This window comes from Halocola ammonii (genome assembly GCF_049334165.1).
Classification (GTDB): Bacteria; Bacteroidota; Bacteroidia; order Flavobacteriales_D; family Sanyastnellaceae; genus JBEGHD01.
The window spans coordinates 126,037-147,958 of record NZ_JBEGHD010000006.1; the positions used below are offsets into that span (position 1 = coordinate 126,037).

The window sequence follows — 21,922 nt, forward strand, 5'->3', positions numbered from 1 at the left end:
GATTTAAATTTATGAAGGCTATCCGCATCATTTCTGCACTCATTCTTTTCGCTTGCGGAATGTTGTCTGTCAACTCTGGTTTTGCACAAGACCAGCAGGGCGAGCGCAAAGTGATTAAGCTGATTAATGCCGATCGTGGGGTGCCCTTGAAAGGAACTCCCGGAGCTCAAAAGCTACTGGGAAACGTGAAGCTAAAGTACAAGGACGTGGTGATGACCTGCGACAGCGCCTATCGGTTTAAAAATGGCGATTTTGATGCTTTCAGCAGAGTACATATCAATCAGGCGGACACACTTCATATCTATGGCGACAGGCTTTTTGTAGAGGCCGAGAGCAAGTTGGCCAAGCTTCGACAAAACATCCGCATGGTGGATAGCGACATGACGCTGACTACTGAAGTGCTTAACTACGACATGGACAGGGAAGAGGCGAGCTACTTCGATGGAGGAACGCTTCGCAGCAAAGAAAACGACAACGTGCTCGTAAGTCGGGAGGGCTTTTACATTGCCAATGAAAAGGCGATGCTCTTTCGTAAGGATGTGGTGCTAACCAACCCAGAGTACAAAGTGAACTCCGATACTTTGCGTTATCAAACGCAAACGGAAGTCGCTTACTTTTTTGGGCCTACAACCATTGTTTCTGAAGGAACGGAAATCTACTGTGAAAACGGCTGGTACGACACCAAAACCGAAGTTTGCCAGTTCAACGAAAATGCGAGAATCCATTCTGAGACCAACATTCTTAAAGGTGACAGCATTTTTTACAACGGAAGCACAGGATTCGGAGAGGTCTTTGAGAATGTTTCGATCCGCGACACGACCAACAACTTTTTGATCCTTGGTAACTACGGGAAATACGATGAAGAGAACGATGAAGCGTTAGTCACCGACAGGGCGCAACTGGTTCAGGCATTTGAGAAAGACTCTCTTTTTCTGCATGCCGACACGCTTTTTTCCTACCGCGATTCACTGAAGAAGAACATCATTTTGGCATATCACGGAGTTCGTTTTTACAAACCCGATTTGCAGGGAAAATGCGATTCACTGAGCTACTCCGAAGCCGACTCACTTTTGGTGATGTACGACAAGCCGATGATTTGGTCTTCGGACAATCAGATTAGTGGTAAGCGAATTGATCTGAAAATGAAAGACGGAGATGTCGATCAAATGTTTGTCGACCAGGCTGGATTGATCATCTCGGAAGCACTTCCCCAACGCTACAATCAAATTAAGGGTCGGTCGATTACGGGATTTTTTCGAAACAACGAGCTGTACGAAATGCTTGTGGTGGGTAACGGACAAACACTTTACTTTCCAATAGAGGAGGAGAAAGAAACTGAACAAAAAGAACTACTCGGGATGTTTCGCCAGGACTGCAGCGAAATCCGCATTCTTGTCGACAGCAACGAGATCAAGAAAGTAACCTGGATTGAACAGCCCTCAGGAGGATTCTATCCAAATTCCAAAATCGCACCAGATGACCTCACGCTCGAAGGATTCGTATGGAATGCTCAGGCAAGGCCGGTGAACCGATCGGACATTTTTCGGAAAACTCCCGAAGTGACCATCGAAGATTCTGCAGCAAGAAAAGAGGAGTGATCCTTAGACTTTACCAGGCAAAGAGCGGCATCGGAGACATCAACTCTTTCACCTCTTTTTTAATCTCTGCAATGCGCGACTCATTTTCATGATCGCTCAGCACATCATCCATCATTCTCACAATTTCTCGAATGGTATCTTCTTTCACTCCGCGAGTAGTAATGGCCGGAGTTCCCAGGCGCATTCCAGAAGTTACAAAAGGAGACTTATCGTCAAATGGAACCATGTTTTTGTTGACCGTGATGTCGGCTTTTCCGAGGGCCGCTTCGGCAGCTTTGCCGGTCAGGTCTTTTGAGCGGAGATCGATGAGCATTGAGTGATTGTCGGTGCCTCCGGAGATGACCTTGTAGCCGCGTTTTACGAACTCTTCTGCCATCACCTTGGCGTTTGCGATCACTTGTTCCTGATAAACCTTAAATTGCGGAGAGAGAGCTTCTCCGAAAGCCACGGCCTTAGCTGCAATTACGTGCTCGAGCGGCCCGCCTTGCATTCCCGGAAAAACCCCGCTATCGAGAAGCGAAGACATTTTGCGGACAGCCCCTTTTGGAGTTTTAATGCCCCATGGATTTTCGAAATCTTCACCCATCATGATGATTCCGCCTCGCGGTCCACGAAGGGTTTTGTGGGTAGTGGAGGTCACCACGTGGCAATGTTTTAAAGGGTCTTTGAGCAAGCCCGTAGCGATTAGCCCCGCTGGGTGACTGATATCCGCCAGCAAGATGGCGCCCACTTCATCCGCAATTTCCCGGAAACGCTTGTAGTCCCAGTCTCTGGAATAAGCAGATGCTCCGCAAATGATCATCTTTGGCTTTTCTTCTCTTGCCTTTACAGCGACTTTATCCATGTCGATTTTTCCGGTTTCTTCTTCGACTCCATAAAAAGCAGGTTGATAAAGTTTACCGGAGTAGTTTACTGGAGAACCATGAGTGAGGTGACCACCATGAGAAAGGTCAAACCCGAGAATTTTGTCCCCCGGCTTGAGCACCGCAAGCATCACGGCCGAGTTGGCGTTGGCTCCAGAGTGCGGTTGCACATTGGCCCATTCTGCACCGAAGAGTTCTTTCACCCGGTCTATACACAATTGCTCCACCTGGTCTACCACTTCGCAACCACCGTAGTAGCGTTTGAACGGAAGTCCTTCTGCATACTTATTGGTGAGTTCCGATCCCATTGCGTCCAGCACCTGCTGGCTCACAAAATTTTCTGAGGCAATGAGTTCAATGCCTTCTTTTTGTCGAATCTTTTCTTTTTCTATCAGGTCGAAAATCGCGTTGTCTCTCTTCATGGTTAACACTTGTTTTGGAGGTTGCAAGTTAGCGATTGCAAAAAATTATCCCACTTCAGTTCAAACATTTTTAGGACCTGTCTTTTGTGCTTGTGGCTGACCGACTAACTTCGCACAGATATGAGTGAAAACAAGAAATACACAAATGCACTGGCAGAAGAGAGCAGTCCCTACCTTTTGCAACATGCGCACAACCCTGTTGACTGGATGCCCTGGGGCGAAGATGCTTTTGAACAAGCTAAGAATGAAAACAAACTCGTGCTGGTAAGTATCGGTTACAGCGCTTGCCACTGGTGTCATGTGATGGAGCGCGAAACATTCGAAGATGAAGAAGCCGCCAAAGTCATGAACGAGCATTTTGTATGCGTAAAAGTCGATCGCGAAGAGCACCCAGAAGTCGATCAGGTTTACATGTCGGCCGTGCAGCTCATGACCCAGTCGGGCGGCTGGCCACTCAATTGTTTTGCACTTCCCGATGGGCGGCCCGTTTACGGAGGGACCTATTTTCCAAAGGAGCAGTGGATGCACGTGATGGACGCGCTTGTAAAACTCAAAACCGAGGATCTTGAGAAAATGGAAAAGTATGCTGAGAAACTTCAGCGGGGAGTGGCCCAGGTAGATCTTGTTGAGAAATCAGAAGAAGAAAGTCCGTTTGAAAACGGTCAGTTGAGATCGCTGGTTTTGAACTGGTCGAATTCGTGGGATCGGCAAAAAGGCGGACCCAATCGGGCGCCAAAATTTCCCATGCCCAATAACTATCAGTTTCTGTTGGATTACTCTTTTTATCAGGACGAAGAGCAGGTGTTGAATTACGTAAAAACCACGCTCAACGAGATGTGCCGCGGAGGAATTTACGATCAGGTGGGTGGAGGCTTTGCCCGCTATAGCGTGGACCCTGAATGGAAAGTGCCGCACTTTGAAAAGATGCTCTACGACAACGCGCAGCTAGTATCCCTCTACAGCAGTGCTTTTCAGCTTACAGGTGAGAGAGAGTACGGGAGAGTTGTGAAAGAAACGCTCGACTTCATCGAAAGAGAAATGACCGATGAGAGTGGTCTCTTTTATAGCGGTCTCGATGCCGACAGTGAAGGAGTCGAGGGGAAGTTTTACACCTGGAAGAAACAGGAGCTCGAGGAGATTCTTGAAGAAGATTTTCCTTTTGTTAGAGATTACTTTGGCGTGGACGCCAGAGGCTATTGGGAAAATGATGTGTACATATTATTAAGGTCTGTTTCTGATGTGGATTTTGCCGAAAAGAAGAATATCACTCCAGACAAGCTTTATGAAAAAGTTGACCGGATAAAAAAGACCTTGCTTCAGGAACGGGCGAAGAGAATTCGACCGGGCCTCGATGACAAAATGCTCACTTCCTGGAATGCAATGATGATATCCGGGCTTGTGGCTGCCGCTAAGGCGTTTCCAAAATCCAACTACAGGGAAAAAGCAGTTCGGGCAGCTGAGCAGATTTGGAGTAGTCGTTTTGTGGATGGCGAATTGGTAAGAAGCTTCAAATCGAAGGATAAGTCGATTCCCGGATCACTCGAAGATTACGCTTTCACCATCGAGGCCTTTTTGGATCTTTATGAAATCGCCTTTGATGGAGACTGGTTACAAAGGGCAAAAAGTCTGGCAGAAATGACTATCGAAAAATTTGAAGGTGAGAACGGAATGTTTTGGTTCAGTGCCGACCAGTCTGAACTGCTGTTCGCCAAAAAGCAGGAAGTCATGGACAACGTGATTCCTGCTACAAACTCGTCTTTGGCGAAATCTTTCTTCAGACTCGGGCATTTCTTCAGTGATGAAAAATACATCGTGAAGAGTCGACAAATGCTCTCCAACACAGTTCCGGTGATGCGCCACGGTTCTGCATTCTCAAATTGGGCGCAACTTTTACAGTGGTTTGCCAATCCTTTTTTCGAAGTTGTTGTTTCGGGGCCGAATTCTGCTAAAAACCTCGAGAAACTCAACAGTCTTTTTCTCCCTGGAAAAATACTTTTGTTTGCAGACCGTTCGACTGATTTGCGACTATTAAAAGGCAAACACAAGCCAGATGAAGACACCATCTACGTTTGTGTGGACAAAACCTGCAAGTCACCTGTGTCTTCAGTAGAGGATGCCCTGGAAGAAATGAATCGATGAAGAGAAAATTCACTTTGATCCTATTGCTGAATGTGTTGATCACAACCTCAGCGCAGAGTCAGCTAATCGATAATCGCACTGGCCGAGCTTTCGAAGACGAAATGTTTTTCTCAGAAGAGTTTATCGAAAACAACAACATTGAAAGTGTCAGAGGAGAGTCTTGGATAAAGCGCAATGGCGAGACCATGAAAAAGCTGCCCGGAGGTGAAGAGTATGTTTTTGGAGAAGAAGGAAAATTGAAGAAACTCTACAAGGTCAGAAAAATGTTCGGCTCTTTGGATACCCTCCACATCTTGTGGGACTACAATAGTCATGGCAATGTTGTCGAGAAGGTGGAATCCGACAAGCGTGGCTTCTATGCGGAGCGAAATGAGTATGGCGAGGAAGAAAGATTAGAGGAAAAACGCTATTACAGATATTCGAATAAGTCGACAACTCGAGCCAGGTTCGAACCCAGAGAGGAATACCTTATTAATAAGGAGCAGTTCGAATACAAAGAAATTATCGATACAGTCACCGTCAGGATCACGCTGAATAATCACGGGCTTCCGTATAAAAAAGTAAAGACAGTAAAGAACAGCAATGGCTACTTGCTGTCAGAAACGTTGGAATACACTGTGTCGGGACAAAAAATCCGCTCTGTCTATTCATACAATAATAACGGCTGGATATCGTCCATTAAGGAAGAGCATTCTCCGGGAGGTAACACCAGCGAAAAGAAATTCGTTTACGGTGAAATGGGCAACCTCCTGTTTATCGATCATTTTGAGAATGGGAAGAAGAAGTACCGAACAGAGCTCATTTACGATGAGAGGATGCTGTTGCACTCGACCATCCACAGAGAGCTGGAGAGCAACATTATGAATATCACCAAGTATTTCTTTACTTTTAGAAAAGGAGATAAAGAGTAAGTCAGTTTATGAAGAAGTTTTTGATCACAATCGTTTCAGTTTTAGTACTCTTTTTGAGTTTCTCTAACGCGGCCACAGCTCAGCGTGAAAAAGGGAAGACGGCCAAAGAGCAAATGAAAGAGCAAAAAGAAATGAAGGAAGCTCGCAAGCAAAAGCAAATGGAAGAGCTTCAAATGAAACGAGAGCGTCAGAAAAAAATTCAGGACAAGAAAACGCGCAAGCGAATGAAGCGAACGCGCAAAAAATCGGAGAGATATTCCTCCGGCAAGCGACTTCCATTCTGGAAACGCTGGTTCCGAAAAAGAAAATTTTAGCCGTCCCGGCACACCCCGTGCGACACTCAAAAGTAGACTTGTATACTTTTGAAATCTTGTGCGTGCGAATTCTTTTTGGGCACGGTATCAATCATCTATCTTTGATTGTGGGTAAAGAGCCAAAAAATTATAAATGGCTCAGGTAACACCGATTTTTCTAAATCTGAAAGTCTTACGAAAGGCTTGCAAGACAAGCGAAATTGGCGTTTTGATAACTGAACTATTTATTTCTATATTTACCCCCGTTTGTTGAGAAATAGATAGTCTAACCATAAACCGTGCTGTATGTATCGAAAGTTTTACATTGCCCTTTTTCTAACTGTATTTTCTGTTGGGCTGGGCTTTTCACAGACCAACTCCGGTTCACTTGAAGGAACAGTGACCGATGCCGAAACTGGCGAGCCGCTTCCTTTTGTGAACGTGATTGTGCTCAAAGGTGGAAGCCAATATAGTGGTGGAAACACTGACTTCGATGGGAAGTATAACATCAAGCCTGTAGATCCCGGAACGTATGACGTTCAGTTTTCATATGTCGGATATCAGTCCAAAAAAGTTACAGGTGTTAAAGTAAATTCCAATAAAATCACATTCCTCGATGCTAAGCTGAGCGCAGGTGTTCAGCTCGAAGCGGCAGAGGTGATTGATTTTAATGTACCATTGATCGATAAAGATGGTGGTGCATCGGGTGGAACCGTTACTCGTGAGAGTATCCAAAAAATGCCTGGACGTTCTGCTCAGGCAATTGCCACAACCGTTGGTGGTGTGAATACAGCCGGAACGGGTGGTGGAATTTCGATCCGAGGTGCTCGTTCAGATAATACCTACTATTATATAGATGGTATCAAGGTTCGTGGTTCAACTAATCTTCCAAAATCGGCAATTGAAGAAATTTCTGTAATCACTGGTGGTGTTCCTGCCAACTATGGTGATGCAACTGGTGGTATCATTAGTATTACAACGCGTGGTGCGTCTTCTACTTACTTCGGTGGTGTGGAATTCGTTACTTCTGGTTTTAAATCTGGTGAGACAGCCTACGGATTAGATCGCTTTGGCTATAACCTTTTTGAAGGTTTCCTCAGTGGTCCAATTGCATTTAAGAAAGATGAAGAAGGAAACAAAACGGAGCCGCTTCTCGGTTTCTTCGTTTCTGGTAACTACACGAGTGAAGTTGATCCTCGCCCAACTTACGATGGCGTTTGGAGAATTACTGATGAAGCTAAAGCAGATATTCTCGCCAACCCATTGAGAAGATTCCAGACTCAGGATGGTCAGCAAGGAGCTCTTTACAATACCGACTTCCTACAGGCTGATGCCTTCGAGCGTGTTCCTACTCGTTTGAATGCCGGTCAAAGAAGCGGTACTATCTCTGGTAAAATTGATGTAACGACCACGCCAACTATCAACCTCACGTTTGGTGGTTCCGGAGATTTCGGTGTTTCTACTCCTGAGTTTGCGAGCACCCGTTATGACAATATGTTGATGAACTGGGAAAACAACCTTAAGTTGACTAGTCGCGACTGGAGGGTGTTTGGTAAGTTTTCTCAGCGTTTCCTCGATGAGGAAAATGAGAATGTAGATGATGACAACCTTCTCAAAAATGTGTATTACACATTGATGATTGATTACTCAAAGAACTACCAACGTTTCGAGGATGAAACTCACGGAGACGACTACTTTAAGTACGGTCACGTTGGGTACTTCGACACATACTCTAGAAACTCTTTCACTTTTGACCCAGAGCAAAACGCATTTATCCACGATGGTTTCGAGGATACATTGGTGACATATGCACCTTCTCCTTACAATCCGAATTTGGCTGCAATTAACGAGCAGTACTTCGGACTTTACGACCCAGATCCATACGATCCGGATAATCTCGGGCCTTACTCCAATATTGACCGAGTTCAAAATGGTAACGCTCTTAGAAATGGTGATGACCCTTCAGAAATTTATAACCTGTGGACTTACCCAGGTACTCAGGGTAACCGCTACTCTTTGAGCAACAACAGTCAGTTCCGTGTTACGGCTGCAGGTTCTGCCGATATTGGAGACCACGCTGTTCAAATTGGATTTGAGTATGAGCAACGAAGAGATAACTTCTTCGCAATTTCACCGGTAGGTCTTTGGACTATTGGTAGACAGTATGTGAACTCTCACATTGCTGAGTTGGATACTTCAAGTATTGCGAACACGTATAACCAAGGTAATTTTGACTACATCGTTTACGATCGTTTGATTGGTGAAGGACAGTTCCAGTTTGATTACAGACTGCGTCAGGAACTTGGACTTGATCCAAACGGAAACGATTTCATCGACTTTGATGCGATTGATCCAGAAGTTCTTTCACTCGATATGTTTTCTCCAGATGAATTGCTGAACCAGGGTAACAACCTTGTATCTTACTACGGTTATGATGCATACGGAGAATTGCAAACAGGAGCTCGTCCTACAATTGACGATTTCTTCAATGAAACGAATGAAAGAGGTGAACTTACTCGTCCGATTGCAGCATACGAACCAGTTTATATCGCTGGTTACGCGATGGACAAGTTCTCTTTTGATGATATCATCTTTAACGTAGGTGTGCGTGTTGACCGATTCGATGCTAACCAGCCTGTGTTAAAAGATCCATACGTAGTTGGGGATGCCATTACTGCAGGTGAAGTAACCAGCGTTGGTGGCCAATCTGTAACACACCCAGGAAATATTGGTGACGATTACGTTGTATATGTTGATGATGTTGGTGATCCTTCTTCGATTGTTGGATACAGAACCGGAAACACCTGGTACAATGCCAGCGGTACAATCGTAGATGACCCTCTCGTGTCACTTGCTTCTACTAGCGGTCAACCAGCACCACTGTTGAATGGTGACCCGGATGAATTGACAGAAGATGCTTTCGAAGATTACACTCCTCAGGTAAATGTGATGCCACGTATTGCTTTCTCATTCCCTATTTCTGATGAGGCAGTATTCTTCGCACACTACGACATCCTTACTCAGCGACCTACAAGTAACATCCAGTTTAACCCGATCGACTACCTTTTCATTGAGTCGAGAAACGTGTTGATGAATAACCCGGATCTTCGCCCTACGAGAACTGTTGATTACGAGCTTGGTTTCCAGCAGGTTTTGACAAGAACGTCATCACTTAAAATCTCTGCCTTCTACCGCGATCTGAAAGATATGATTCAGGTGAGAAGCTTTATTGGAGCTTATCCTCGTAACTACAGAACGTTCAGTAACCTGGATTTCGGTACTGTAAAAGGTCTTACAGTTAGCTACGATTTGAGAAGAACAGGAAATGTTTCGATCCGTGGATCTTACACGCTTCAGTTTGCTGATGGTACTGGATCTACAAACCAAACTGCCCTTCGTCTTATCAACGCGGGTCTTCCAAACTTGAGAAGTACTTTCCCATTCAACTACGACCAGCGTCACAGAATCAACGCTACTATTGATTACCGCTACGGTGAAGGAAAAGATTACAACGGACCTGTTTGGTTTGGAAAGCAAGTTTTCGCCAATACTGGTGCGAATATGATTGCGAACCTCGGAAGTGGTACACCTTACACATCATCAGCAACTCCTTTTGCGGTTGATGGAGTACAAGGTTCGGCTACTACAGAAGGACAAATAAACGGTTCGCGTTTACCATGGCAATTCCAGGTCGATCTTCAGATCGACAGAAACTTCACTCTCCAATTTGGAAAAGATGAAGATGGAGAGAAAGCCAAGACTGCTAACCTGAATGTATATCTCTGGATTACAAACTTGTTTAACACAAGAAACATTCTTGACGTGTATCGCTTTACGGGTGTTGCGGATGATGACGGTTACCTGTCTGCTGCACAATTCCAGCAGTTCATCGAAACTCAAAACTCATCGTCTGCTTACAGAAATTACTACTCTATGTACGCAAATGACCCATTCAACTATGGTGCTCCGCGTACGATCCGCTTAGGTGTTAAACTAGACTTTTAAGAATTTGCAGATCGAATCTGTCCCAAAAACAACAAAGTATTATGACAGCTTTAAATAGAATTATGCTAGTAGTGGGAGGCCTCCTTTTTGCAGGCAGTTCTTCCTATGCATACAAATACGAACACAAGGGAGGTGATGGTTCATCAGAAAATCAGCAAGTGAACCAAACTCGTGCGGCTGGATGTGCTCCAGCTGAAGCTTCGAGATTCCTGGAGTTTAATAATGTGCGAGCATTCATCGAACAAGGTGGATCAATGTGGCAGGACCGCTCTACAGGTCGTGCTTCTTACGAGGTTCCACGAGGAGAAGGAATTCACAGTATTTATGCTGGAGCTTTATGGATGGGTGGATACTCGCCTGACCAGCAGCTGAAGCTGGCCGCTGTTACATTTAGAACTAGCGGTAACGATTTTTGGCCGGGGCCGCTCACAGCGAACACCGCTGAAATTGATGCTGAAACTTGTACTGCTTATGACGAGTTCTATCCAACAACTCGTCAAATGGCTGAGCAGCACCGCCAGTATTACGATTGCCTCAATGATCCTGAATGTGACCTGGAATCTCAGGGACTAGCCGGCTATGTGCAGCCTTCTATTTTTGACGAATGGCCAGCTCACGGTGACACAGATGTCGGACAGGATTACTACCTGGCACCATTCTATGACTATAATGAAGATGGATTCTACAATCCTACTGATGGTGACTATCCGTATTATGACTTGTTCTCAGAAATTGACTGTGCAAATAGAAGAAGAGAAGATGTAGTACCTCTTTTTGGTGACAGAAACTACTACTGGATTTTCAATGATAAAGGTAACATCCACACCGAGTCTCAGGGACAACCTATCGGTATGGAGATACGTGCCCAGGCTTTTGCTTTTGCAACTAACGATGAGATCAACAACATGACGTTTTACAACTATGTTGTGATCAACCAGGGTACTCAAACATTGAACGATACTTATTTCTGTCAGTGGGTTGACCCTGACGTTGGAGGTAGTGAAGATGATTTCGTTGGGTGTGATGTTCAGCGTGGACTTGGATTTGCCTACAATGGTGACAACGATGATGGACCATCCGATCAGCAAACTTACTCAGGAACTCCTCCTGCGGTTGGTGTCGATTTCTTTGAAGGACCTTACCAGGATGAAGATGGTGTAGATAACCCACTCATTGAAAATTATCAGGTAGCCATTGAAGAAGATGGTATTCCTTACAATGGTATTGGTATTGGATACGGTGATTCTATCGTAGATAATGAGCGTTTCGGTATGAGAAAGTTCGTTTACTACAATATTGGTGGTAACCCCGTAAACGGTGACCCATCAACTGCACTGCACCACTACAACTACATGACAGGGCGTTGGAAGAATAACGATGTTATGACTTACGGTGGAGATGGAACTAGTGGATCAATTAGAGCTGATTACATGTTCCCTGGAGACACAGATGAAATTGGATGGGGAACAGGTGGAAACCCACAAGATCCCTGGTCAGAAGAAAGTGAAGGAAATCCTCCTGGAGATAGAAGATTTTTGCAGTCTGCAGGTCCTTTTACTCTTGAACCAGGTGACTACAATAACATTACAGTTGGTGTGGTTTGGGCTAAAGCTAACAGTGGTTCGAACACTGCTTCAGTAGACCTCCTTAAAGCTGCTGATGACAAAGCTCAGGCACTTTTTGATAACTGCTTCGACCTTATTTCTGGACCAGATGCTCCAGATGTTCAGATCCAGGAAATGGAAAATGAACTGGTGCTTTACATCAGCAATGAAAACCCAGTGTCGAATAACTACCGCGAGAACTACGTTCAGTTCGACCCAAGTATTAGCCCGATCGATTCTGAAGGTGAACCTTTGACAGAACTTGAGAGATCATATACTTTCCAGGGATACAAAGTTTATCAGGTGGCAGACGAAAATGTTACTGCTGACGAGCTTGGAGACAATTCAAGAGCACGTCTTATTTATCAGGTAGATAAAGAGGACATGGTCGGAGATCTCGTGAACTACACGTTTGATCCAGATATTAATGCTGCTGTGCCTCAGTTGATGGTAGATGCTAACAACGAAGGTATTCAACACTCTTTCAGAGTTACTACAGACCAGTTCTCACAAGGAAGTTCTGGGCTCGTGAACCACACTGCTTATCACTTTATTGTGATGGCCTATGGTGCCAACCAGTATGAAGAATTCATGCCCGATCAAAATACCGGTCAGGATACAGAATACCTGGAATCCAGAAAGGCTGCTGTGGGTGGAATCCGGGTTTACACTGGAATACCACACAAAGTGAGCCCGGAAGCTGGTGGAACAGTTTTAAACTCAGGCTACGGTGATGGTGTTCGTCTTACGCAAATCGAAGGAACAGGTAACGGCAGAAACGTTCTCAACATTGACTTTGCAATGGAAGAGAGAATACTCGAAGAGAACAGAACAGAAACTGTTGAGTATATGGGTAATGGTGGCCCGGTTAATGTTTTCGTTGCCGACCCTGTTAGATTGATTTCTGCGGATTTCGAATTGAGACTTGCTCCTAATAACGCAGACCTTGAGTCAGACACTGTTTTCTGGGAACTGGATAACCTGACTCAGAAGCAAGCCACACCGGATGACACATCAGAATGGAGGTTTGAGTCGACACAGAGTATCCATGTCCTCAACGAAGAACTTATTCTTGACTGGGGATTGAGTGTAACATGGAAACAATACACAATGGAGTATACTCCAAGCGATGCACTTGAGCCATTGTCAAATGACATTCTTGTGCCACTTGAATCATCTGTTCTCGTTGCAGACCCTAATAATGTTTGGTACAATGGTATTCCTGATCAGGATGGTTTGACTCCTTTGAACTGGATTCGCTCAGGAACACTTGAAAGTGAGAGTACAGCTCCACCAGAGGAAGCCGCTTTTGATGATAGATCTGGAATCTTGAGAGATCCAGATGAATTGTATGAAAATATTCTTGGAGGAACCTGGGGGCCTTATGCTCTTGCGGCAGCCTCTGTGGACGGTCAAAACTTCACACTGAATATGGCGCCTACAATGCCGAACATTGCGGGTACACAATTCACAGATGGGTTTAGAATTCTGAATAACGTGAATGTTGTTATGACTCCAGATAAATCAAAGTGGACGAGATGTCCAGTACTGGAGATGCAAGTAGATGAAGACTTGATGCAGGATGTTCTTGGTGACGGTGAAGGTCGCAAAATGGGTCTTCGTAGACACCCTTCTGTTGACAAGAATGGTTTGACAGTGGCTGAGGGTGGTAATGCATCTGAAGCTAATCTCACTGGAGATATCGGAATGGGATGGTTCCCGGGTTATGCAGTAGACCTGAACACAGGTGAAAGATTGAACATGGCTTTCGGTGAGGACTCATGGTACGGAAGTGAGAACGGACGTGACATGTTGTGGAACCCTACTTCACGACTTGGAAGCCAACTCGGTGAAATCTACGCTGGTGGACAGCACTGGATCTACGTCTACCGCAACATGGCGGATTATAAAGACAATGATGGCAAAATGCCAGAGTATGATCAGGGTGCTTATCTATATGAAAACCTTGAAGAAGACGGTGGAATTCTTGCACTTAGAAATGTGTGGGAGTCTTGTACTTGGGTTGGTTCATCACTTCTTGCTGAAGATGCAGAATTGCTTGCTCCTGAGGATGGACTTATTCCAAGCGAAGTACTCGTGAGATTGAGAGTAGCGGTTCCTTACAGAAAGTATTCTCCTACTCAGTTGGATGAGGAAGACCTGACTGGTGCTGAGAATTTCTGGAATCCGCTCTACACATTCAATACGAGAAATGAGGCTCCGCAGCTACAAAGCTCGGCCACACTAGAGAACGAAGTATTAGACTGCATCAACGTTGTGCCAAATCCATATTACGCTTTCTCAGCTTACGAGAACAACCGTTTGGACAACCGTGTGAAGATTGTGAATCTACCAGAAGAATGTACAGTCTCGATATTTACAGTAGGTGGTACGCTGGTACGTCAGTACAAGAAAGCTGACCCTCTAACATACATTGAATGGGACTTGAAAAACCACAGAAATATTCCGATTGCATCGGGTGTATATATCATTCACGTGGAAGTTCCGGATGTTGGAGAAGCTGTATTGAAATGGTTCGGTGCAATGCGCCCAGTCGATCTCGAAAACTTCTAAACCAGTCACTGACTAGAATCAATTATTGAAAGAGAATTATTATGAAATTACGTTCATCAATTCAACTTTGCTTTCTGACACTTCTTTTGAGTGTTAGTACGGCCATTCAAGCGGGAAACCCAGACCGTGCAGGTTCGTCCGGTGCTCAGCAGTTGCTGATCAACCCCTGGGCCAGAAGTTCAGGCCTTTCCAATGCGAACATGGCCACGATTACTGGAATTGAGTCTTCTCACTTGAATATTGCCGGATTGGCATTCCTCGAGAAAACAGAGTTGCTATTCACAAACTCACAATACCTGGTAGGTTCCGATATCCAAATCAATAGTTTTGGTTTGGGTCAGAGAGTCGGGGAGTCTAGTGTTTTGGGATTAACAGTTTCAAACATGGGCTTCGGTGACATCATGATCACTACTGAGGATCTACCCGAAGGCGGGATTGGTACTTTCGCACCGGCAAATACTATTATCGGTCTCTCTTACGCCAAAGAGTTCTCCAACAGTATTTACGGTGGAATTACCGTGAAGATGTTGTCCGAGTCCATCTCCAACGTTAGAGCTCAAGGTGTTGCTTTTGATGCAGGTATCCAGTACGTAACTGGTGAACAGGATCAGGTACACTTTGGTATCGCTCTCAAAAACGTAGGTCCATCTATGAGCTACTCTGGTGATGGTTTGGCTGTCACAGGAGAAATCAACAACGGAAGCGTTTTGACAGTGGAACAAAGGTCAGCGCTTTACGAGCTGCCTTCACTTGTAAACATTGGGTTTGGATATGATTTCAACCTGGATGAGAAAAATCGCATTACTGCGACAGGGATGTTTACTTCGAATTCGTTTACGCGAGATCAGTTCGCTATTGGAGCAGAGTACTCGTTTAACGATATCTTCATTGCCAGAGCTGGTTACCAGTGGGAGGATGAATTGACAGACGAAGAAGCAAGAATGACTGTGTTCACTGGTCCATCTGCCGGATTCACAGCACAGTTTCCAGCCGGTGAAAACGAAACGATTATTGGAATCGATTACTCATACCAAACGACATTCTTGTTCAGCGGTGTTCATAACATAGGACTGCACATCGACTTGTAAAAGATCTACTTTTTACTAAATTTGTTTAAGGAACGAGAAAGCCCTTCATGCGAGGGTTTTCTCGTTTTTATGTCTATGTGTCTAATATCAATCGAAACGTTATGTCACAGCAAGTAGCTTACTACACAGAAGAAGGACTTAAGAAGCTCAAGGATGAGCTCAACCATATGAAGAGCGTAGAGCGCCCGAAAATTTCGCAGCAAATAGCTGAGGCACGAGATAAGGGCGATCTATCCGAAAATGCCGAGTATGACGCTGCCAAGGAGGCTCAGGGGATACTAGAGGCCAAAATATCCAAACTGGAAGGCGTGATAGCCAATGCGCGGATTGTAGACGAATCTCAAATTGATGATTCAAAAGTTTACATTCTTTGTACTGTGAAGATCAAGAATCTGAACAATAACTCAGTAATGACTTATAAGCTTGTTGCTGAGAACGAAGCAAACCTTGCAGAGAAAAAAATCTCGATAGATTCGCCAATTGGAAAAGGGTTAGTAGGTAAAGAGGTTGGCGACATTGCAGAAGTTGAAATTCCTGCAGGGACTGTGAAATTTGAAATACTGGAAATCACGAGATAATGGCGTCACTTTTCACCAAAATAATCAATGGGGACATCCCGGCACACAAAATCGCTGAAGATGAGAAATTCCTCGCCTTTCTGGATATTTCACCTCTTGCCAAAGGACACACCCTCGTTATTCCAAAAAAAGAGGTCAATTATTTTTTCGACTTAGACAATGATCTCCTGTCTGGGATCAACATCTTTGCTAAAAAGGTGGCGGCAAAAATAGAGAAAGCAATACCGTGCAAGCGTATTGGCGTTGCCATTATTGGACTGGAGGTGCCTCATGCACACGTTCACCTCATTCCTCTTCAAAGCGTAGGTGACATCAACTTTCAGCGTGAAAAAATGAATCTTTCAGACGAAGAGCTCGCAGAAATTGCTGAGAAAATTCGAACGGCTTAGTCCTTGATCAAGGCTGTCCAAATGCTCATCACTCCATTTTCATAGCGCGTCCATATAGGGCGGACTATGCCATTGAAAGCTGAGATGTTGTTGTAATCACCGAAAAACACGCTTTCCTCTGGAGTGAAAGGAGATTCACTGATTTTCCTGTTTTCAAAAGTCTCGCCTCCATCTTTGGAAATCGCCAGGTAAACATCGGTTTTTTTGTCCTGGTGATTTCTACGATCGTAAAACACCACGTAGATGTTGCCAGTTACGGGATCAACGTCCATCCAGGTGAAAAACTGGTGGTTGCCCTTTCCATCATCGTTCACCCGCAAAGGCTCAGACCAGCTGTCTCCCTGATCTTCTGACTTGATGATCCAAACATCCGTGTCTTTTTTGCCGTTCTTCTGATCTGCATAATTGATGTAAATCGTACCGCGATTCGGCCCATCACTCAAGTCCGTTGCAGTTACGGGCATGCCGTTGCATCTTTGAATTCCAGGAATTTCCATGTCCCAGCCACCTACGATTTCTCCGGCTTCGATGTCTTTTTCGAGCCAGGTTTTACCTTCATCAATAGAGCGATCGAAGTAGATGGTTTCGTTTAAAGCCCAGGCCACATAGATTTCTCCATTGGGACCAACTGACGGTACAGCTCCTTCGGCCGTGCCATCATTGTCAAGGCAGTTTCCTGCTAGTTGGTTGATTCGAATTGGCTCAGTCCAATTTTCCCCCTGGGCATCGGCCATCGAAAAAAGAATGTTCGTGCTGTCTCCCGTAGCACCGCTTCCATACTTGTCGAACTGCGTCCAGGTGGTGATCAGTCTATTATTCTTGTGGTCGTAGCAAGCCCATTCTTTGTCCTGATCCTTGCCATTATTCAGCCCTACGTAGGAACCTTCATTCCACGATTTGCCTCCATCTTCGCTTGTTTGACAGACAATCCTGTCCAGCAAGCTTTCGTGTGACCAGCCTTTTCCCTCTGGGTCCGATAGGTGGAAGTAAAAGAAACTCGCACTGTCTCCGGCTACCACGCACGGATCGCCATAAACACCAAACGGTGATGTGAGAGTGTCGTGAAACCAGGTTTGTCCACCGTCTTCGCTTCGGTATACATTGTCGAGGATTGATCCGGCTACAACGAGGTTTGGATTGTCAGGGTGGATGTCTATGGTTGGTTCACAAGGTAGGTATCCACCTTCGCTTTGAGCGTGAATCAAAACATTTGGAGCCTGGCAAGATGCAGCACCCGAAATCACAAGGAGAAATAGAAGATGGATTAATCTCATTTTTGATTCTTCTTTTAAGACATTATGAACGTTTCTGATATTCGGCAAATTCTTTTCCGAAATAAGATAAAATGCCATCGGCTCCAGCTCTTCGCATGCTGAGCAATGTTTCTACCATTATCGCCTCTCCATCGAGCCAACCTTTTTCTGAGGCAGCTTTTATCATCGCGTATTCGCCACTAACATTGTAAGCAGTAATGGGCACATCAGCCACTTCTTTTAGTTCGTGGATGATATCCAGATAGCTGAGAGCAGGCTTCACCATGAGGTAATCAGCCCCTTCTTCCATGTCGAGTAGTGCTTCGCGAATCGCCTCTTTCTTGTTAGCCGGGTTCATCTGATAGGTTTTCTTGTCTCCGGCCTTTGGTGCACTGTCAAGCGCATCGCGAAATGGCCCGTAGAAAGCACTCGCATATTTAGCCGTGTAAGACATAATGCTTGTTGCGGAGTAGCCGGCCCTGTCGAGGGCGGTTCTGATAGCCCCAACTCTTCCATCCATCATGTCTGATGGGCCAATAATGTCAATTCCGGCTTGTGCCTGAGCAACGGACATTTTTGAAAGCACAGACAAAGTCTCGTCATTGAGAATTACTCCGTTTTTCACAATTCCATCGTGACCATCGGAGCTGTAAGGATCAAGTGCAACATCACTCATCAAAACAACTTCTGGAAAGGCTTCCTTCAGCTGACGAATGATGTCGAGGTAAAAGTTGTCTTCTGCGTAGCTGTAACTTCCTGTAGCATCTTTGTGCTTTTCGTCAACCGCAGGAAACAAAACAAAATGATGCAGCCCGAGATTCACACACTCGTCAACTTCTTTGAGTAATGTGTCTACCGACCATCGATAGAGCCCTGGCAGAGAAGGAATAGGGTCCTTCACGTTTTTACCATCCACCACAAAAAAAGGATAAATGAGATGATCAGTAGTCAAGTGTGTTTCCTGGACCATTGATCTGATCGCCTGGTTTTTTCTATTTCGTCTTGGTCTGATATTTATAAACATTACTTTCTTTTTTCAGTTTGTCCGAGTTCACTCCGTTTCCCCGTGTCTTGCTCAGGTCGTTTCTCTGGGTTTTTCGGTACGGGATCGTAGCCCTGAGTACCCCAGGGATGACACTTCGAAATTCTCTTCATTCCCATCCAGGTGCCTTTCAGTACACCCCATTCTTTAATTGCCTCAATCGAATAGTTTGAGCAAGTTGGCTGGTGACGGCAATTACTTCCTAAAAGCGGAGAAATGGCCGCCTGATAAAAGCGGATAGGCCAAATAAAAATGCTTTTTACCCATTGAGACATGGGGCAAAAATACTCAATTTGAGCCGTTAGAAAGGCCAGGTGTCCCTGAGTAGCAAGAAGGTAATTCCAAGGGCAATTCCCGAGAGGAGCACTGTCCAATCGCGCTGCCTTACTCTGAAGACATTGAGAAAAATGAAAGTGATGGTGAGGATGACAACCACAATGGCGAGCTGCCCGATTTCGACTCCGAGATTAAAGCCGAAAAGATTTGCAACGTATCCCTCTCCCTCCATGGAGATCATTCGGAAGTAATTGGAGAAACCAAATCCGTGGATCAATCCGAATAGCAAGGCCAGCATATATTTTGGCCCCGGACTTTCCTTCTCTACTGTCCATCGTCTTATCCTCGAAACTGCAATAAGGTTGTAAATGCAGGTCAGCCCGATAGTCACGGGAATCAAAAACTCGATGATTTCGGAAGGAAGCCAGGCGGTGCCATCAAGGCTGGCAAAGATGAGTGTGACACTATGACCAATAGTAAAGGCGGTGACCAAAATTGCGACTCTCTTGACGTGCTGCCATTCGTAAACGGCACAGAGGGCCAGTAAAAAGAGCATGTGGTCATACCCATCAATGTCTGTGATATGACTAAGCCCCTGAAGAAAGCTGTCTGAAAAATTCAATTTGCAGGTTTTGGCTGCAAATTAAAAGAATTGATGAGATTACTCAATGTCCACGTTGTAGTCACGATTATTGACGTTGATCACTACTTTTTTATCGCAACTTCCATCTCCGTAATTAATGGCTCTTGTCAGAGCACCTGAAGGATTTACGTCCATCTGACCAGATCGGAAATACTTGCAGATGATATTTGAAGTGAGAGACTCGTTGATGATAAAAGAGAAGCTTTTGTCCGTGCGATCCACGCCTGTTCCTGTTCCAACAATGAGAAACTCATCATCCTCTACCAGGTTGGATTGCATTCCGTCAACCCAGGTACGGGTGTGGGTTGCTGTCCATTCTATTTGATAATCGTTGAGTGGTGCAATGATCGTAATTCCGTTAGTCACAATCTCAAATTCAATGTGCCCCTCAGCATTTTCGCCTTCGTTGGTTATGACAACTTCACCTTGCCACTCGTAGTCATCGAGCATGAAATCCTCAGTCGTCATGGTGATCACCGTCCCGGCATCACTAAGGTTTCCAGTTGTGGAGAAGTTGATGATTCCTTTCCTGGTCCGGATGTCTTCATCATTGCAATTATCCGGCCCGAAGTCTATCGTAAAACTTTGAGTTCCGCCATCAGAAGTCGACTGAACTTCGTCAATACAGGGATAACGCACTGTCGAAAAAGGATCGTCCTGATGGATGAAGTAGGTCATGATCTCGAACAGGTCGTTCAAAATCGTCTCTGCCTTCATGTTGTCGCGTGCAGTTACAAGCGTGACGTCACCAGTCTCTTCTTCTTTGTCGCAAGAGGAGAAAAGAAGCACGGTGAAAACCAGGAAGAAAATCGTTAGCTTTTTCATAGATGTTCAGAAAATTGATCCTAACAAAGTTAAGAACATTTCACGTAGCGGTAGATGTCGAAGTCATGAGGATTTTTCTCATCCTTTTCGTGATGCATGATGAGTGTCCGCTCCCAATCTGACTCATCGAATTTTGGAAAGTAAGTATCCCCCTCAAACTCGCTGTGGATATGAGTTAGATACATCACATCGATCAGGTTTTCTTTCAGTGCTGCATCGTAGATCTGGCCTCCGCCAATCACAAAAGCTTCTTCTTCTCCAGCTTCTTTTGCCAGATCCAATCCTTCCTTAATGGAATTAACGACCTGTGCTTCTGGAGCGGAGTAATCATCCTGTCGGGTGACCACAATATTCGGTCTACCGGGAAGTGGACGGTACTTTTCTGGAATTGATTCGTAGTTTTTTCGCCCCATAATCACGTGGTGACCTTTGGTGGTTGATTTAAAAAAGGCCATGTCTTTTGGCAAGTCCCACACGAGTTGGTTGTCTTTACCGATAACTCGATTTTTTGGAACAGCAGCAATGATAGATACGGTCATGAGTCGATTTGATTTAAACAGAAACAGCGGCTTTAATGTGCGGATGCGGATCGTAATCTACCAACTCAAAATCTTCGAATTTAAATTCGAAGAGGTCTTTTACTTCGGGGTTGATTTTCATTGTTGGCAGTGAGCGTGGCTCTCTCGTGAGCTGTTCGCGAGCCTGATCGAGATGGTTCTTGTAAAGGTGAACGTCACCAAAAGTGTGAACGAATTCTCCAGGTTCGAGGTCACAAACCTGAGCAATCATGAAAGTGAGCAACGCGTACGATGCTATGTTGAAAGGTACTCCCAGGAATGTGTCTGCACTGCGCTGGTAAAGCTGGCAAGAGAGTTTTCCTTCGCTCACGTAGAACTGAAAAAGGCAGTGGCAAGGTGGAAGTGCCATGTCATCGATAAAAGATGGATTCCACGCACTGACGATGTGTCTTCTGCTGTTTGGGTTGTTTTTGATTCCGTCAATCAGCTTTTTGATCTGGTCGGTGTGAGTGCCATCGGGGTTTGGCCAGCTCCGCCACTGGTATCCGTAAACCGGTCCGAGGTCACCGTTTTCATCGGCCCATTCATCCCAAATCCGCACACCATTTTCTTTCAGGTAAGCGATGTTTGTATCTCCTTTCAAAAACCAGAGCAGCTCGTGAATGATGCTCCTCAGATGAAGTTTCTTGGTTGTGAGCACTGGAAAACCTTCAGAAAGGTCGAATCGCATTTGGTAGCCAAATGTGCTGATGGTTCCTGTTCCGGTGCGGTCGTCTTTTTCGGTTCCGTTTTCTAAAATGTGCTCGAGGAGGTCGTGGTACTGCTTCATGTCTTACTTTTTTCTTTTTCGGGAATCAATGCAATTTACGATTTGAAAAAACGCGTAAAAGCAATGTGGAAA

General features: G+C 45.0%; 17 protein-coding genes. 9 read left to right on the top strand and 8 right to left on the bottom strand.

The annotated features are described in order from the left end of the window. Positions 1-11: 11 nt before the first annotated feature. Positions 12-1,598 (top strand): OstA-like protein, encoded by a 1,587-nt coding sequence (locus ABHV44_RS07875; RefSeq protein WP_459074126.1) that lies wholly within the window; start codon positions 12-14, stop codon positions 1,596-1,598. A 10-nt stretch (positions 1,599-1,608) separates the two neighbouring features. On the opposite strand, the gene glyA is transcribed toward ABHV44_RS07875, so the two are convergent. After that, positions 1,609-2,883: a serine hydroxymethyltransferase gene (gene glyA, locus ABHV44_RS07880; protein WP_459074127.1), complete on the bottom strand. Its 1,275-nt coding sequence runs from the start codon at positions 2,881-2,883 to the stop codon at positions 1,609-1,611. 120 nt (positions 2,884-3,003) lie between these two features. On the opposite strand from glyA, the gene ABHV44_RS07885 reads away from it, so the two are divergent. The 8 genes from ABHV44_RS07885 (at position 3,004) to ABHV44_RS07920 (ending at position 16,464) form a co-directional block, all read left to right on the top strand. Continuing rightward, a complete protein-coding gene (locus tag ABHV44_RS07885) occupies positions 3,004-5,022 on the top strand; it encodes a thioredoxin domain-containing protein (RefSeq protein ID WP_459074128.1) in 2,019 nt (672 codons plus the stop codon). After that, positions 5,019-5,933 carry a hypothetical protein gene (locus ABHV44_RS07890; protein WP_459074129.1) on the top strand — a complete coding sequence of 305 codons (915 nt, stop codon included), beginning with the start codon at positions 5,019-5,021 and terminating at the stop codon, positions 5,931-5,933. Before ABHV44_RS07885 ends, ABHV44_RS07890 begins: the two co-directional genes overlap by 4 nt. A gap of 8 nt (positions 5,934-5,941) precedes the next feature. Beyond that, positions 5,942-6,247 carry a hypothetical protein gene (locus tag ABHV44_RS07895; protein WP_459074130.1) on the top strand — a complete coding sequence of 102 codons (306 nt, stop codon included), beginning with the start codon at positions 5,942-5,944 and terminating at the stop codon, positions 6,245-6,247. Positions 6,248-6,532: 285 nt separating this feature from the next. Then, a complete protein-coding gene (locus ABHV44_RS07900) occupies positions 6,533-10,231 on the top strand; it encodes a carboxypeptidase regulatory-like domain-containing protein (protein WP_459074131.1) in 3,699 nt (1,232 codons plus the stop codon). Positions 10,232-10,272: 41 nt separating this feature from the next. Next, positions 10,273-14,409, top strand: a complete 4,137-nt coding sequence (locus tag ABHV44_RS07905) for a T9SS type A sorting domain-containing protein (protein ID WP_459074132.1) — start codon at positions 10,273-10,275, stop codon at positions 14,407-14,409. A gap of 41 nt (positions 14,410-14,450) precedes the next feature. Beyond that, positions 14,451-15,497 (top strand): PorV/PorQ family protein, encoded by a 1,047-nt coding sequence (locus ABHV44_RS07910; RefSeq protein ID WP_459074133.1) that lies wholly within the window; start codon positions 14,451-14,453, stop codon positions 15,495-15,497. Positions 15,498-15,598: 101 nt separating this feature from the next. Continuing rightward, complete coding sequence (greA, locus tag ABHV44_RS07915) at positions 15,599-16,075, top strand: transcription elongation factor GreA (RefSeq protein ID WP_459074134.1); 477 nt, start codon at positions 15,599-15,601, stop codon at positions 16,073-16,075. After that, positions 16,075-16,464 carry an HIT family protein gene (locus tag ABHV44_RS07920; protein WP_459074135.1) on the top strand — a complete coding sequence of 130 codons (390 nt, stop codon included), beginning with the start codon at positions 16,075-16,077 and terminating at the stop codon, positions 16,462-16,464. The genes greA and ABHV44_RS07920 overlap by 1 nt, the downstream gene beginning before the upstream one ends. Here ABHV44_RS07920 and ABHV44_RS07925 read toward each other — a convergent pair. From ABHV44_RS07925 to ABHV44_RS07955, 7 genes are read right to left on the bottom strand one after another with little or no spacing between them, the layout of a single operon-like run. Beyond that, the gene (locus ABHV44_RS07925; protein WP_459074136.1) at positions 16,461-17,738 is read right to left on the bottom strand and encodes a sialidase family protein; all 1,278 of its coding nucleotides are present in this window, start codon (positions 17,736-17,738) and stop codon (positions 16,461-16,463) included. The genes ABHV44_RS07920 and ABHV44_RS07925 overlap by 4 nt on opposite strands. A gap of 22 nt (positions 17,739-17,760) precedes the next feature. Next, entirely contained in the window at positions 17,761-18,741 is a 981-nt protein-coding gene (gene hemB, locus ABHV44_RS07930; protein WP_459074137.1) for a porphobilinogen synthase, read from the bottom strand. Next, a complete protein-coding gene (yidD, locus tag ABHV44_RS07935; RefSeq protein WP_459074138.1) occupies positions 18,741-19,034 on the bottom strand; it encodes a membrane protein insertion efficiency factor YidD in 294 nt (97 codons plus the stop codon). Before yidD ends, hemB begins: the two co-directional genes overlap by 1 nt. A 26-nt stretch (positions 19,035-19,060) precedes the next feature. Then, positions 19,061-19,657 carry a HupE/UreJ family protein gene (locus tag ABHV44_RS07940; RefSeq protein WP_459074139.1) on the bottom strand — a complete coding sequence of 199 codons (597 nt, stop codon included), beginning with the start codon at positions 19,655-19,657 and terminating at the stop codon, positions 19,061-19,063. A 39-nt stretch (positions 19,658-19,696) separates the two neighbouring features. Beyond that, positions 19,697-20,503, bottom strand: a complete 807-nt coding sequence (locus ABHV44_RS07945; protein WP_459074140.1) for a hypothetical protein — start codon at positions 20,501-20,503, stop codon at positions 19,697-19,699. A gap of 29 nt (positions 20,504-20,532) precedes the next feature. Continuing rightward, complete coding sequence (locus ABHV44_RS07950) at positions 20,533-21,042, bottom strand: dihydrofolate reductase (protein ID WP_459074141.1); 510 nt, start codon at positions 21,040-21,042, stop codon at positions 20,533-20,535. A gap of 13 nt (positions 21,043-21,055) precedes the next feature. Further along, positions 21,056-21,850, bottom strand: coding sequence for a thymidylate synthase (locus ABHV44_RS07955; protein WP_459074142.1), 795 nt, complete (start codon positions 21,848-21,850; stop codon positions 21,056-21,058). Positions 21,851-21,922: the final 72 nt, after the last annotated feature.